Origin of the sequence: Bacillus sp. DJP31 (genome assembly GCF_049310945.1) — a bacterium.
Taxonomy (GTDB): Bacteria; Bacillota; Bacilli; order Bacillales; family SA4; genus Bacillus_BS.
Genome location: NZ_JBMERO010000018.1, coordinates 1 through 13053 on the forward strand (window position 1 = coordinate 1; position 13053 = coordinate 13053).

Annotated in this window: 15 protein-coding genes, 1 tRNA gene and 1 pseudogene; 6 read left to right on the forward strand and 11 right to left on the reverse strand. The window is 36.9% G+C overall.

Features of this window, described 5'->3' with window-relative positions:
• Positions 1 to 404 precede the first annotated feature (404 nt).
• Positions 405 to 593: a hypothetical protein gene (locus tag ACOI1C_RS15385; protein WP_422511390.1), complete on the forward strand. Its 189-nt coding sequence runs from the start codon at positions 405 to 407 to the stop codon at positions 591 to 593.
• A 7-nt stretch (positions 594 to 600) separates the two neighbouring features.
• On the opposite strand, the gene ACOI1C_RS15390 is transcribed toward ACOI1C_RS15385, so the two are convergent.
• Entirely contained in the window at positions 601 to 1503 is a 903-nt protein-coding gene (locus ACOI1C_RS15390) for a DMT family transporter (protein WP_422511391.1), read from the reverse strand.
• Between the two features lie 110 nt (positions 1504 to 1613).
• On the opposite strand from ACOI1C_RS15390, the pseudogene ACOI1C_RS15395 reads away from it, so the two are divergent.
• Positions 1614 to 3281 (forward strand): annotated as a pseudogene (locus tag ACOI1C_RS15395) (AMP-binding protein).
• Between the two features lie 21 nt (positions 3282 to 3302).
• On the opposite strand, the gene ACOI1C_RS15400 reads toward ACOI1C_RS15395, so the two are convergent.
• Together ACOI1C_RS15400 and ACOI1C_RS15405 are read right to left on the reverse strand one after the other, a co-directional pair.
• A complete protein-coding gene (locus ACOI1C_RS15400; RefSeq protein ID WP_422511392.1) occupies positions 3303 to 3617 on the reverse strand; it encodes a hypothetical protein in 315 nt (104 codons plus the stop codon).
• A gap of 121 nt (positions 3618 to 3738) precedes the next feature.
• Positions 3739 to 4041, reverse strand: coding sequence for a DUF4359 domain-containing protein (locus ACOI1C_RS15405; RefSeq protein ID WP_422511393.1), 303 nt, complete (start codon positions 4039 to 4041; stop codon positions 3739 to 3741).
• A 124-nt stretch (positions 4042 to 4165) separates the two neighbouring features.
• On the opposite strand from ACOI1C_RS15405, the gene ACOI1C_RS15410 reads away from it, so the two are divergent.
• A tRNA-Ala gene (locus tag ACOI1C_RS15410) sits at positions 4166 to 4238 on the forward strand.
• 475 nt (positions 4239 to 4713) lie between these two features.
• On the opposite strand, the gene ACOI1C_RS15415 is transcribed toward ACOI1C_RS15410, so the two are convergent.
• Together ACOI1C_RS15415 and ACOI1C_RS15420 are read right to left on the reverse strand one after the other, a co-directional pair.
• Positions 4714 to 5532, reverse strand: a complete 819-nt coding sequence (locus ACOI1C_RS15415) for an alpha/beta fold hydrolase (protein ID WP_422511394.1) — start codon at positions 5530 to 5532, stop codon at positions 4714 to 4716.
• Positions 5525 to 6067 (reverse strand): PadR family transcriptional regulator, encoded by a 543-nt coding sequence (locus ACOI1C_RS15420; RefSeq protein WP_422511395.1) that lies wholly within the window; start codon positions 6065 to 6067, stop codon positions 5525 to 5527. The genes ACOI1C_RS15415 and ACOI1C_RS15420 overlap by 8 nt, the downstream gene beginning before the upstream one ends.
• A 326-nt stretch (positions 6068 to 6393) precedes the next feature.
• Here ACOI1C_RS15420 and ACOI1C_RS15425 point away from each other — a divergent pair, with 326 nt between their 5' ends.
• Positions 6394 to 7005 (forward strand): HD-GYP domain-containing protein, encoded by a 612-nt coding sequence (locus tag ACOI1C_RS15425; RefSeq protein ID WP_422511508.1) that lies wholly within the window; start codon positions 6394 to 6396, stop codon positions 7003 to 7005.
• 95 nt (positions 7006 to 7100) lie between these two features.
• Here the strand turns inward: ACOI1C_RS15425 and ACOI1C_RS15430 are convergent, their stop codons facing one another.
• The 5 genes from ACOI1C_RS15430 to ACOI1C_RS15450 all read right to left on the reverse strand — a co-directional run bounded on the left by ACOI1C_RS15430 (position 7101) and on the right by ACOI1C_RS15450 (position 11242).
• Positions 7101 to 7682: a hypothetical protein gene (locus ACOI1C_RS15430; RefSeq protein WP_422511397.1), complete on the reverse strand. Its 582-nt coding sequence runs from the start codon at positions 7680 to 7682 to the stop codon at positions 7101 to 7103.
• A 177-nt stretch (positions 7683 to 7859) separates the two neighbouring features.
• Positions 7860 to 9299 carry an aldehyde dehydrogenase family protein gene (locus tag ACOI1C_RS15435; RefSeq protein WP_422511399.1) on the reverse strand — a complete coding sequence of 480 codons (1440 nt, stop codon included), beginning with the start codon at positions 9297 to 9299 and terminating at the stop codon, positions 7860 to 7862.
• Positions 9300 to 9422: 123 nt separating this feature from the next.
• Positions 9423 to 10670, reverse strand: coding sequence for an EAL and HDOD domain-containing protein (locus tag ACOI1C_RS15440; RefSeq protein WP_422511401.1), 1248 nt, complete (start codon positions 10668 to 10670; stop codon positions 9423 to 9425).
• A 162-nt stretch (positions 10671 to 10832) separates the two neighbouring features.
• Positions 10833 to 11012, reverse strand: a complete 180-nt coding sequence (locus tag ACOI1C_RS15445; protein WP_422511402.1) for an H-type small acid-soluble spore protein — start codon at positions 11010 to 11012, stop codon at positions 10833 to 10835.
• A gap of 89 nt (positions 11013 to 11101) precedes the next feature.
• Positions 11102 to 11242, reverse strand: coding sequence for a hypothetical protein (locus tag ACOI1C_RS15450; protein WP_422511404.1), 141 nt, complete (start codon positions 11240 to 11242; stop codon positions 11102 to 11104).
• 134 nt (positions 11243 to 11376) lie between these two features.
• Between ACOI1C_RS15450 and ACOI1C_RS15455 the strand changes: the two genes are divergently transcribed.
• Together ACOI1C_RS15455 and ACOI1C_RS15460 are read left to right on the forward strand one after the other, a co-directional pair.
• Positions 11377 to 11646 (forward strand): atypical membrane-integrating protein (Mistic protein), encoded by a 270-nt coding sequence (locus tag ACOI1C_RS15455; protein ID WP_422511405.1) that lies wholly within the window; start codon positions 11377 to 11379, stop codon positions 11644 to 11646.
• Positions 11643 to 12635 carry a potassium channel family protein gene (locus ACOI1C_RS15460; protein ID WP_422511406.1) on the forward strand — a complete coding sequence of 331 codons (993 nt, stop codon included), beginning with the start codon at positions 11643 to 11645 and terminating at the stop codon, positions 12633 to 12635. The genes ACOI1C_RS15455 and ACOI1C_RS15460 overlap by 4 nt, the downstream gene beginning before the upstream one ends.
• Here the strand turns inward: ACOI1C_RS15460 and ACOI1C_RS15465 are convergent.
• Positions 12632 to 13039 (reverse strand): YugN-like family protein, encoded by a 408-nt coding sequence (locus tag ACOI1C_RS15465; RefSeq protein WP_422511407.1) that lies wholly within the window; start codon positions 13037 to 13039, stop codon positions 12632 to 12634. The two genes, ACOI1C_RS15460 and ACOI1C_RS15465, sit on opposite strands and share 4 nt — an antisense overlap.
• Positions 13040 to 13053 lie beyond the last annotated feature (14 nt).

Here is a 13053-nt window from a genome sequence, read left to right on the forward strand (position 1 = left end):
TCACTAACAGGATTGGTCTGTCTATTTTTGGATAATCAACACGCCTGAGAAATTGTTTCTATCTTTAGATAGTAAAAATTTATTCATTTCTCTAATTGGACCTCTCGTATTTCCTTTAGCTTAATAGAATTTCCCTAACAGTCCTCCATCTATATGACAGGAAATTGAAAATTACCTCAGGCTACTAAAGTTATACATTTTAAAGCAGAATTTTTTTCTCCACCCTCATTTATTCACTGGTAATGGTATGTGAATTAATAACTTGTCTTAATAGGGTGAACAATTTTTGGGTAACTGCAATCTATCTGTTCATAACTTGTGGAGTAAACTATCTTGGATTTTTATCATATTCTTGTTTACTCTATCATACGATTTACTAGAGAATTTCTTTGGGAGGATCATTTATGATATTTCAAGCAACTATGATGTTATCTTTTATTATGTCAGTTTTCTTATTTTTACTTGGTTACTGGGAAGCTATGAAAATTAGTGATGAACAAGGACGCGTTAGAGGAGGAACCATGATTTTCTGTTTTGTAATGGGGCTTATATTTGCCATGTTTGCTCACTCTTTCTCGTCTACAGTCGCCTAGTTAAATACTAGGCGATTTTATTTTCCGCTTGAATCTTCTCTTCTTTTTGCCAAAACATAAATAGACAGATCCCCAAAATCACAACTATTCCACCTATAATCTGGTGGAACAAAATCGACTCGCTTAAAATATAGTAAGCTAGAATTGAGGCTCCTATTGGTTCAATTAAAATCGTTACCGATATGATAGATGTGCTCACCCAACGTAAGGCAAAGTTAAACATGGTATGTCCTAGCAAAGTTGGAAAGATGGCTAATAGAATAAAATACATCCACTGCTCTTGCTCATATGGTATAAAAGGATCACCACTTATTAGCACATAAATGAATAGAGTGACTGCACTTACTAGATAAACAATAAATGTATAAGTTACAAGGGATAATCTACTTCTTACATTTTGTCCAAACAATAAATAGATGGTTACTAGAATGCATGCGATTAATGCGAGGATGTCTCCCCATAGAGCTAATCCACTTATTCTAAAGTCACCCCAGCTAATGATCAAACTCCCAACAACAGCTAATAGGCCACTAAGTATAGCTGACACTGTTAACTTCTCTTTAAAAAATAAATAAGTTCCTAAAAAGGCAAATAAGGGCTGCATGGTCACAAGGACAACAGAACTAGCAACTGAAGTAAAGCGCAAGGATTCAAACCACAGCACGAAATGGAGTGCGAGAAAGATCCCGGCTATTGTGGAAAAAATCCAATCTCTCTTCCCTATTGTTTTGAGTTCCTTTACGTATTTCGCAAAGAATATAGGTGCCATGATTAAAACTGAGAAGAATATTCGGTAAAATGCAGTAACAGATGATGGAGCATCTGCAAGCTTGACCAATATGGCTGATGCAGAAACGGTAATTACTCCGATGACTAATGCAAGATAGGCTTTTGCTAGATGTGATTTCATTTTTCTCTCCCATATAAATATTTTGAAATTTCTAAAATATTGTTTATAATTATATATACCACATTGAGCTACTTTCATTCTAATCTTTTCTAACAATAAGGGGGAAGAAAATAATTCAGCTAAAAAATGAAAACATTGGGGAACTTCTCTATAATTCTGTTCAGAGATTTGGCGATCATGAGTCCTTGGTATATTCCAAAGAAGAAGTTCGGTATACATACCAGCAATTCTGGACTGAGACATCTCGGGTTGCCAAAGCACTTATGGGCTTGGGTATAAAAAAGGGTGAGCACATTGCGATTTGGGTAAAAGAATGTTCCGGAAATGGGTTATTCTTCAGTTTGCATCCGCTCGAATAGGTGCTGTTCTAGTAACGGTCAACACTAGTTATCAATCTAGTGAATTAGAGTATTTATTAAGGCAGTCTGATAGTACCACCTTGTTTTTTATAGTTGGCTTCAAAGGTACTTCTTTTCCGGAAGTTTTATCTTCAATTATTGATGATTCTCCTAATGGAGTTCCTCTACTGAAAAATCTTATTTTTATCGGCAAAGAATTTACCCCTTTAGGTATGATGAGCTGGACTGATATGCACGAGCTACATCATGGTGTTTCCGATGAAGAGCTATATGCTAGAGAACAAGAAATTCGACCTACTACTGTTATTAACATGCAATATACTTCTGGAACGACTGGATTCCCGAAAGGTGTCATGCTAGCCCACCACGATATAGCAAATAACGGTTACCTTGTTACCAGCGCAATGAAGCTAACGAATGAGGATCGTTTATGTATTCCGGTCCCTTTCTTCCATTGTTTCGGTTGTGTCCTTGGGGTTCTTGCATGTGTTTCAGTTGGTGCAACCATGTTACCAATTGTTGAGTTTGAACCTGAAATCGTATTGCGAACAACCGAAAAGGAACGCTGCACAGGATTACACGGTGTCCCAACAATGTTTATTGCTGAGTTAAACCATTCTCGTTTTAAGGACTATGATGTTTCTTCTTTGCGGACTGGTATTATGGCTGGTTCCAATTGTCCCATTGAAGTCATGAAACGAGTTATGAGCGAGATGTCGATGTCAGATATCACAATAGCCTATGGACAAACTGAAGCCTCTCCCGTAATAACTCAAACGGTGACAGATGATTCGATTGAAAGACGTGTTCAATCTGTCGGTAAGGCACATCCTTTTGTTGAGGTAAAAGTAATCGATCCTTTAACAGGAAAAGAGGTGCCTAGAGACACTCAGGGTGAATTGTGCACCAGAGGGTATCTTGTAATGTAAGGGTATTATAATATGCCTGAGGCCACAATGGATACCGTGGATCAAGATGGATGGTTACATACTGCAGACTTAGCAACAATGGATGCTGAAGGAAACCTAGCTATTACTGGCAGGTTAAAGGATATGATTATTCGCGGAGGAGAGAATATCTACCCTAGAGAGAGTGAGGATTTTCTTTCTTTACCAGCATTCAGCAATCGTTGATGTGCAAGTGATTGGTGTATTAGACGAGAAGTATGGGGAGCGCGTTGGCGCCTGTATTAAATTAAAAGTTGAATATTATATAGAAGAAAGTGATATGCGAAAATATTTTAAAGGCAGATTATCATTCTATAAAGTTCCTGAATATATCAGGTTTGTTGATGACTACCCTATGACGGCTTCTGGTAATATTCAAAAGTATAAGCTTCGAGAATGGGTCGTTGGAACAAAGAGAAAATCTAGTGGTAGTCAGAAGCTCGTTTTAAATAGATTTACACAAAAAGCATAGAGGTACAGCCTCTATGCTTTTTTATGGTTTCTGAATGTGGTAGCGTAAGTAATTAAAGTTCGAGGTTGCTGCACTTTCTATGATTTCACCTTCTTCATCCCGAATGACTTCAAATTCCTGATAGGTTTCTAGAATGTAGCCATCAATAATCTCTTTTTTGACGAGCTCCGTTTCTAAGCTTACTATACCGACAGCTTCCAATTCTGCCTCAGCCTCTGGCTCAGTCGCTGCAGGAATACTACTGTAAAAATCGGCTCTTTCGTGTTCTAATGCCAAAGGAGATTCTATAATAGCAACAATTCCCAAAATTAGTAATGGCACGATTATTTTTTTCAACTGAATTTCCCCCATCCACATACTTCTATTCATTTTATGCATGTCCGGTTGTGACATATTCCATTTTTTATAGTAGGATGTGGTTTGGTTGTATATAAAAAACGAAGCCCGATGGACTTCGTTATTTTTTAAAGGCTATGCTTTTAATTGGGATAAACTGGTTCATGACCCCTAGTGTAATAATATCTTTGTCCGATAACAAATTTGTATGATAGACAGAAAAAAAGAAGTAATCGTTCTTTGTTGTGGAAGAAGCGATGATTGGTTTTGCAAGATAATCTACGCCGATACTTACTAAAATCCCTTTATCCTCTTTAATACGTTCAGCGACCCACGAAACATATTTATCTTGACCTGGGTTAAAAAACACCATAATTACTACTAAAATAGAAGTAATTACCCCAAAGACATATCTTTTTTTCAAAAATAGAACCCCCTACTTGTATAGTTGGTGTCATTTTTTCCAAAGAATTAAAGCTTTAAACATTTTTAAAAAAATCAGATTGTACAATATCCTCTAGCATGCTATAATTTTTTCATTACCATTCGGGGGCTTAGCTCAGCTGGGAGAGCGTTTGGCTGGCAGTCAAAAGGTCAGGGGTTCGATCCCCCTAGTCTCCATCTATAATTTACTATGTTTTCTTAGCAACCAACTCAACTTTTGAGCGGAATACCTCAACACTTCCATTATTCTAAATAGGAAGTGTTTTTTTATGTTATTTTGAGTATAAGAGCCTGTTCAAAAAGGAGGACAAAAAGAGCAAAGAAGTTCAAGGAAGCGAAGTCTTGAGCTACCTGCGCGTATGTTTTGTATACGTGAGGAGCGGAAAGACGAGCTGACGAAGAAATTCGAAGCTATTTTTGCCGGACTTTTTGAACATCCTCTATAAGAATAAATTTCAAGAAAGATAGCTGCCTATTGAAAAGCATTTTAGTGAATAAGCTAAAGTGGGTAGTCATATTCAAATGTGAATACCCTCTTTATCAACCTAGTAGCCTGACTAGAAGTCTCGTAGTGGACAGGATTTACCTTATTTAACTTGTAAAAATATCAGCGATGGATTATTGAGCAAGTTAATCAGGTATGATTTCCCATTTAGCCATTATGATTGGCACTAGATAATAAGCGGATTTCGGATAAAAATTTTTCTGCTATTCCGTTGAATTTATCGGGAACATCTACATTTGCACAATGACCAGCACCCTGCAAAAGCACATATTGAGAATGCTTTTCTAATGCATGCAGTTTGGTAGCGGACTCTTGAATAAGCTTTTGATCATGTTCACCAACGATAATTAAAAGAGGGTATGATATAGGAGTATCCTTATTTATAAAAAAGGTATTAATACCAGCCATTGCGGCAAAAGACCTTCTTTTAAAATGCTTGGTCCCGCTAGCGAACAATTCACGACAAAGATCCGTGTGACTTGAAACTGAAGTGACATATCTTCTAAAACTCTTCATTGAAAATAGAATATAAAGTATCCATTTTAAACCTTCCCTTTTTTGAGACTTCAGAATATCCTCATTCGCTTTATGGATCGAATATCCTCCCACAATAATGACTGACATTACCTGATTAGGATATCGGGCAGCAAATGCTTGTGCAACTAGAGATCCCAATGAGACTCCAATAAGATGGCAGGAAGCGATGTTGTTTTCGAACAATATTTGGTTTAAAACCTCAGGCATATCACCAATTGTAGACTTAGATCCCTTGACTTGTCTTTCACCATGACCAGGCAAATCCAATAGTATCAACTGATATTTTTCTTTAAAGTATTCTGTTTGAAACTCGAATATTTTATGGTCAGTAAAGGCAGGATGTAACATCAAAATTGTTTCTTTTCCCTTATTCTCGATGATAAAGTAATTACTTCCTGATTTTGTCGTTTTGTTACTAATCTTACTCATATGGTCTTTCCTCCAATTCAAGTAAAAGATTCTGAAACCATCCCAACATACTTTGGTGATAAAAGAGTCCCAATTCTAAGGTTTTTATCTGGTATTTCACTACATGCTTTAAATGTTCTGGTACTTCTTTCAGGTTGGCATCAAGGGAGGCGGATTGGAATTCAAGAACGGTGGTTTCGAGCCCGGTAATGATTTCTTCGACAATTGCATGACGGTCGGCTATAGTCATATGTCCTAAGAAGAACAGTCGTGTTGTCGCATCCTGCTCTAAACGATTTGGTGCAATTGAAGACAGCATCCAATCCAAAAAATACTGTTTTCCTAATTTGTTTATTGTGTAGATTTTTTTTCTTCGACCATTTTCGACCACTTCGTTGAGTTCTACATGACTGTTGCCTTCCAATTTTTTTAGGGCTGCTTGAATACTTCCAAGGCTGGCACTAAAAAAAGGAGATACTTTCTGTTGCAAGGCATTTCTAATATCATATTGTGTTAAATTACGAATCATCAGAAGCCCCAAGATTACAAACTCCAATGCATCACTTCCTTACATATATTCATGAATAAATAATAACATACCTATTAGGTATATAAAAAGAGTTATATATATTTCTCGAGTTTTGGTTTTATCTACTCATTCCTTTTTAGAAAAATCTTCAAAAGTCTCCCCTTTTTCCATGCAGGATTAAAGAGAATTTTGTCGAAAAAAGAAAATGATCATTGTATATATCCTTACTAAATAATAACCGTCTTTACAGGAGGGTCACAAATGCGTCTCATAGCTTTAGATAGGTGTAAGCCAGGAATGAAATTGGGTAAACCCCTTTATAAAATGGTCTACCTTTAAAAAATATTGAAGAAATCGGTTTAGGTGCCATATTGCACGATCTAGGAAAGATGTATATTCCTCTTGAAGTTTTAAATAAAGTTGAGCCTTTGACGGCTGAAGAAATCGAGTTAATACAATCACACTGTATGTCAGGATTTGATACTTTGAGAAAAGTTCCTGAAATTCCTTTGACAGTTGCTCACTGTGCATTTCAACACCACGAAAGAGTCGACGGCACTGGATACCCTCGAGGTTTACAAGACAATGAAATTCATAAATACGCAAAAATAGTAAGTGTTGCAGATGTTTTTGATGCCGTCACAACTCCGAGGTCTTATCGTCCGGCTCTCTTACCGCATAAAGGACTTGAATTACTTTATACTGGTAGTGGAACCCAATTTGAAAGTGATCAGATCCATTTGTTTAAAGGTTGTATCGCTATTTATCCTGAGGGACTAACTGTCAAATTGAATGACGGTCGAACCGGAATTGTATCCAAGTATAATTTCAATGCTGTTGGACGACCTGAGATCAGGATTACAAGAAACGAAGAAGAACAAGAAGTGATACCATATGAAATCGACTTATCGTCGAGTATGTATTTAAACCTAGAGATAGTTGAGGCAGACCCTTTATTATACTAATAAGAAAAAACACAAATCCTAAGCTAGAATTTGTGTTTTTTAGGTTGCACCATCTGTTCTATGCTCTAAAAAAGCAGCCGTATCATCTGAGATTATTACTTCACTTTAATGCTTTGTAAAATATACTGACCTTTTTCATTCTCGTAGTAGTCTATAATGACTTGAGCATTTTTTTCAATGCTACTCCAGTCCACACCTTCTACGCCTCCAACATTTAAAGCCAAGGTTTTAAATTCAGTATTCACTTCGATTGAATTCATATCAATCTGGCCAACATAGGCGCCTTCTTCTATAATTGCTTTCATTTTACTCACTGTTGCGACATCAATATTTGTTAATATATGCTGACCATTTTCATTCTTGTAATACTCAATGACAACTGGTGCATCCTTCTCAATGCTGTTCCAATCTACATCTTTTACTTCTCCAATCTGTAAGGCTAAAGTTTGAGACTCCGTATTTACTTCAATTGAGTTACTATCAATTTGACCTGCGTATGCGGCTTCTTCGGTAATAACTTCTTCTTGTGAAGTATCAGTTTCTGCGTTTGACGAGCTATCCTCTACCCCATTCACAGCAGTAGAATTTTCAATTGTTGAATCTTCATTAGCGTTTGTTCCACAAGCTGCTAGAGCCATTACTAACAATAAAACGGGGATATACTTGAACCATTTCATATTTATTCACCTCATGTTTTTTTGATTTCAACTATGTGACGTATTCCTTTTCATAATGTTACAGGTTGAGGAAAAAATAGTAACCTGAGCGAAATTTATATATATAAAAAAAAGAACAAGCTTCATTACGAAACTTGTTCCTATCAATATATGTCCTTAAATTTCTGATAAATAAAACTAGCCTCTATTTATAATAATTAGCTTCAATTCAGTCATTTCCTCAATTGCATATCTAATTCCCTCTCTACCCGTTCCACTATTTTTCACCCCACCATACGGCATATGATCAACCCTAAAAGTTGGAATGTCATTGATTAGAACAGCACCCACATAAAGCTGTTCAGCTGCGTCAAGTGCAACATGAATGTTCTCTGTATAGATTCCAGCTTGTAGACCAAATTGTGAGTTATTTACGTAATCCATTGCTTCTTGAATAGAAGAAACACTATTGATTAAAACAATTGGAGCAAACACTTCTTGGCAGGATACATTTGAGTCTTTTTGAACATTTAACAAGACAGTAGGATGTAGGATATTCCCTGTAGACTCCCCACCTATCGCTATTGTAGCTCCGTTTACGACCGCTTCTTGAATCCATTTCTTTGCTCGTTCTACATCATTGTGTGAAATTAAAGCTGATAAATCCGTCGCTTCATCAAGTGGATCTCCTAGTTTTAGTTTTCTTGCTGCAGCCACAAACTTTTCTACAAATTCTTCATATACATTTTCATGTACATACACTCGCTGTATCGAAATACAAACTTGTCCTTGATAAGCGAAAGCTCCTGTTACACATCGAGAAATCATCTTATCTATTGGCACACCTTGATCTACTATAAGTGCTGAATTGGAACCAAGTTCTAGTATAACTCTTTTTAAACCAGCTTTATTTCGTAAAGCAATTCCAACAGTAGGACTACCTGTAAAGGTTACCATCTTGACAAGGTCGTGTTGAACTAAAGCGTCACCGATGATACTCCCTTTTCCTGTAATGACATTCAAAGCACCTTTTGGAAGACCTGCTTCTTCTGCTATTTTGGCTAAAAAGAAAGCAGAAAGCGGAGTTTGTGAGGCAGGCTTTAATACAACTGGATTTCCTGCTGCAATTGCTGGCCCTACTTTATGTGCGACTAAATTCATTGGAAAGTTAAAAGGGGTAATCGCTGCTACCACCCCAATCGGCTCACGGACTGTGTAGGCGATCCGGTTTTCCCCTCCAGGCGCAGCGTGCATTGGAATGGTTTCACCATGTATTCGTTTTGCTTCCTCTGCGGCGAATTTATATGTTTGAATGGTTCTAGATACTTCACCTTTTGCTGTAGTAATGGGCTTTCCTGCTTCTTTCGCAATAATTTCAGCTGCCTCTTGGAATCGGTCTTGAAATAGTTGGGCCATTTTCTCTAAAATGGATGCACGTTCGTGGGCAGGCATTTTCCTCAATGTTAGCTTTGCATTTTCTGCTGCAAGGGCAGCAAGGTTTACATCTGCTAAGGAAGACACGGGTATTTCAGCCAAAGCTTCACCACTATATGGTGCATAAAGAATGGAATACTCCTTCGTTTCCATCCATCTACCATTAATAAAAATTTTTTCTTTCTGAATCTGATTTGCCGCCATTCGCTACACCTCAGGTTTTTATTTTAGTGCATAGGATTTTATTCATTTATATGATTAGAGTTCTTGATCAACAACTGAAACGGTTTTTTTCCAAACAAAAAACACCTATTTATAGTAGGTATTTTATTTTTCCATATCCAAAGCATCACCCATAAGCTTGTCTGCCCAGACATTTGCTTCAGCGTATAATTCAAACATTTTTATCTCGTTCATAGTCGGTGATAAAGCAGTTACAGTCTTACTAGTAAGTTGCATTCTTTCAACTGATTTCATCAAATCTAATAGCTTCTTCAAATCGTTTTCTTGCCCTAGCAGAGCCTCTTTTATTTCAACAGCTAATGGCAATTCATCCATGATCTTTTCAATTGGAACTTTTAGAATCGTATCAATTAATGAGAACATTCCTAATAAGAAATATTTCGAGCTAGTTAATGGATCCTTCGTTTTTCCGATGAGTTCACCTAGCTTTGCTCTCGTTAAACTTAAATGGATTACTTCCCTTGAAGCAACATCATTTTTATCCGTGTTAATTCCTTTAATCGACAGTACATAAATCCACTTATTGATTTCAATCAGACCTAAAAGCACAATTGCCTGTTTAATAGAACTAACCTCATATTTAGGGCGTATAGTAGGAGAATTAATTAATTTTAGAAGTTTATACGAAATAGATAGATCCTTTTCAATAACCATTGTTATATGATCAATATCTGGAATCGGCATATCTAGTTCCTTCAGCACGAGCAAGTATGAATAATAGTAAGGGGGAATATCATGACCTTGTAAAATGACAGGCTTACTAAAGAAGTATCCTTGGAAATAGGTATAGCCGTCTAACACTGCTTGCTCATATTCTTCTCGTGTTTCTACTTTTTCAGCTAAAAACTTTAAACGATAGGTTTGTAAGTATTCCATTAGCTGGTTCCTGGCTTCTCTTGTAGTTGATCTAAAATCAATTTTCACATAGTCAACATAGTGTAAAAGTTCGAGTACATTTTCATCTCCATGTAATAGAAAAAAATCATCTAAAGCAATTGTATAGCCAAACGACTTCAATTCCTTACATATAGCAATTACCTCTTTAGTTGCTTTTACATTCTCTAAGATCTCTACCACTATAGAAAGTGGCATGAAATAGGTAGGAACCTTTAGCTTGAGGAGGTTTTCCGTGAAGTTAATAAAACAAGGTTTTCCCTTCGATAGCTCACCAAGGCCAATATTCAAGAAGCTATTTACAATAACATCTGTCGTTGCTTTATCACCGTCAGTGTGGGAATACCCATTAAAAGCGCTGTTTCTATACAGCAATTCATATGCAATGACTTCTTCCTTTTCATTGAAAATAGGCTGTCTTGCCACAAACACTTCCATTAACAGTCCCCACCCTTCTAAGAAAAAAAATCTAGTACCCCCATAATATATATTCTGAGAAAGTTATGTAAAATAGTAGGGTTGGAATTAATTACCTAGAGTATTCTCATGCATTCTCCAATTTTCTAAAATAAATGGCCCCGCTAACTGCGAGGCCTTACGTTATTCTTCGGTTAATTCACCGGCTGCAACATCCATCTCATCATCAGGATTCGAACGTGCATACACTCTCGCAGTATTTGCATTCTCATCATAGCCTTGAATCCAAACGGGTACTCCGTTGTATTTGACGATGATTTCTTTTGGTGAAGAGACAACTTGTTTAATTCGATTCATTTCCATTGTAATCACTCCAGTTTCATTTTTAAAATAGTACGTAGGTAGTTTCCAAACTAGGGTTTTCGGGGCTGATCATGGCGCTTCCGCTTTTCTTATGATGTTGATGACGATCCATCACTGTCGCCGCTATTTCCGCCTGTCTCATTTGCATCAGGACTATCTGAATCAGAAGCGTTTGTGCAGCCTGTCATGATTACACCAAGCGCTAACAGTAAAAGTAAAAGTTTCTTCATGGTATGTACCTCCTTTTTAGCAATTAACAAGTATAGTATGATTCACAATTTACTTCTTCATGCTCAATCATCGTCAAAAGGATAAAGGTTATGAGGAAAGAAAGAAATGGCAACACTAGAATCGAGGTGAGCGTATGAAAGTGAACGAGCAGGAGAAACAAACATTAAGTGACGCCATTGATAAGCTAAATGAAGGCCTTGATGTATTCATTCAGCTATACAATGATGCAGACAAGGACTTGCCATTGATCGTATTTGAAGAGGATACCATTCAAATTATCGAAAAAGCAAAAAAAGTATATGGAGCAAGTGAAATTAATGACCGTATTAATAAAATACTGAAAGAGATTCTGACACTCTTACCTATAAAAGAAGGTTCTTCTAAGAAGGATGATTCAAAATGAAGCTGTACCCGGTCGTAGTTTCTTATTTAAGACTTCCAATCGTTTTACGGCTTGTATTACTTACACTTGCAACGATTACTGTATTTGGAGCCCTTATTCATTTTGTCGAACCACAAAATTTCACTACCTTGTACGAAGGAATTTGGTGGGCAATCATAACGGTCTCTACAGTAGGTTACGGGGATTTTTCTCCAACCACAAGTCTAGGCCGTTCAGTTGGTATTCTGTTAATCCTTGGTGGAACTGGCTTTATGACCTTCTATTTTGCCTCCATTGCTGCCGCAACTGTAACGCGGCAAAATTCATTTTTAGATGGAATGTCCACTTACAATGGAAAAAAGCACATTATTCTAGTCGGCTGGAATGAACGGATTCGTGAAACAATCAATCAGCTCCAAGCAAAGAAAAGACTACCTATTGTATTAGTTGATGAAACCTTGAAACAAAATCCTGTAACGTATTCAAATGTTACATTTATAAAGGGCAATCCCACTCACGATGATACGCTTGAACGGGCAAACATTATGCATGCAGAAATCATTATTATATCGGCGGATCAGAGCAAGAACGAAATCCATTCAGATATGTCTACGATCTTAACTTTGGTCACTGCAAAAGGGTTAAATCCAGACCTCTACACCATTGTTGAAATGTTAACAAAAAAACAAATTTCAAATGCCAGTCGAGCTGGTGCTAATGAGATTATCCAAACAAATAAACTAACAAGCTCTGTCATGACGAATAGTATTGTCTCAAATGGAATGTCTGAAACACTGCTTGATATGCTTGATAACCTAGCCGGTAATAATCTAGAGTACCTTTTGGCGACCGCAAAAAATGAAGGTCTTACCTATCAGGAATGCTTAAATAAACTCATAAGCGAAAATATATTGGTGATTGGAATTAAAAGAGGGGAAGAGTCTTATATCAACCCACCCCCAACCTTTCAAATTACTGAATTTGATGAATTGCTCGTCATTAGACATTAATCATCTAAAAGTGAGTCTTCAAGTTCCTTTACAAGTGATTTACCAAGGTCAACATACTTCTCTGGAAACTGGGCGTCAGGGTCCTGAGGCTCTGAAAACTGGTTGAACGAAGCGGATTTATTCCACACCAGCGCATTATCATCAAGCCCTATTTGATATTTGTGGGAAAGAAGAAAAGGTCGCTTTACTTCTACCGTTGTATTCTGCGAATCTAATTGGCCATCAATCGCCTTAAATGGAACACGTAGGAATTGATATCCTACTTCATCATCAATCTTATAATCAAAATATCCATGATCGTAATCCCAATTCCCACCGATCACATAGCCCAAAGGCTTTAAAGTCTGTTCAAGCTTATATAAATTAAAAGAACGACCTTCAAGTTCTGAAGGGACTTCAATCATATGACCAACTCCTT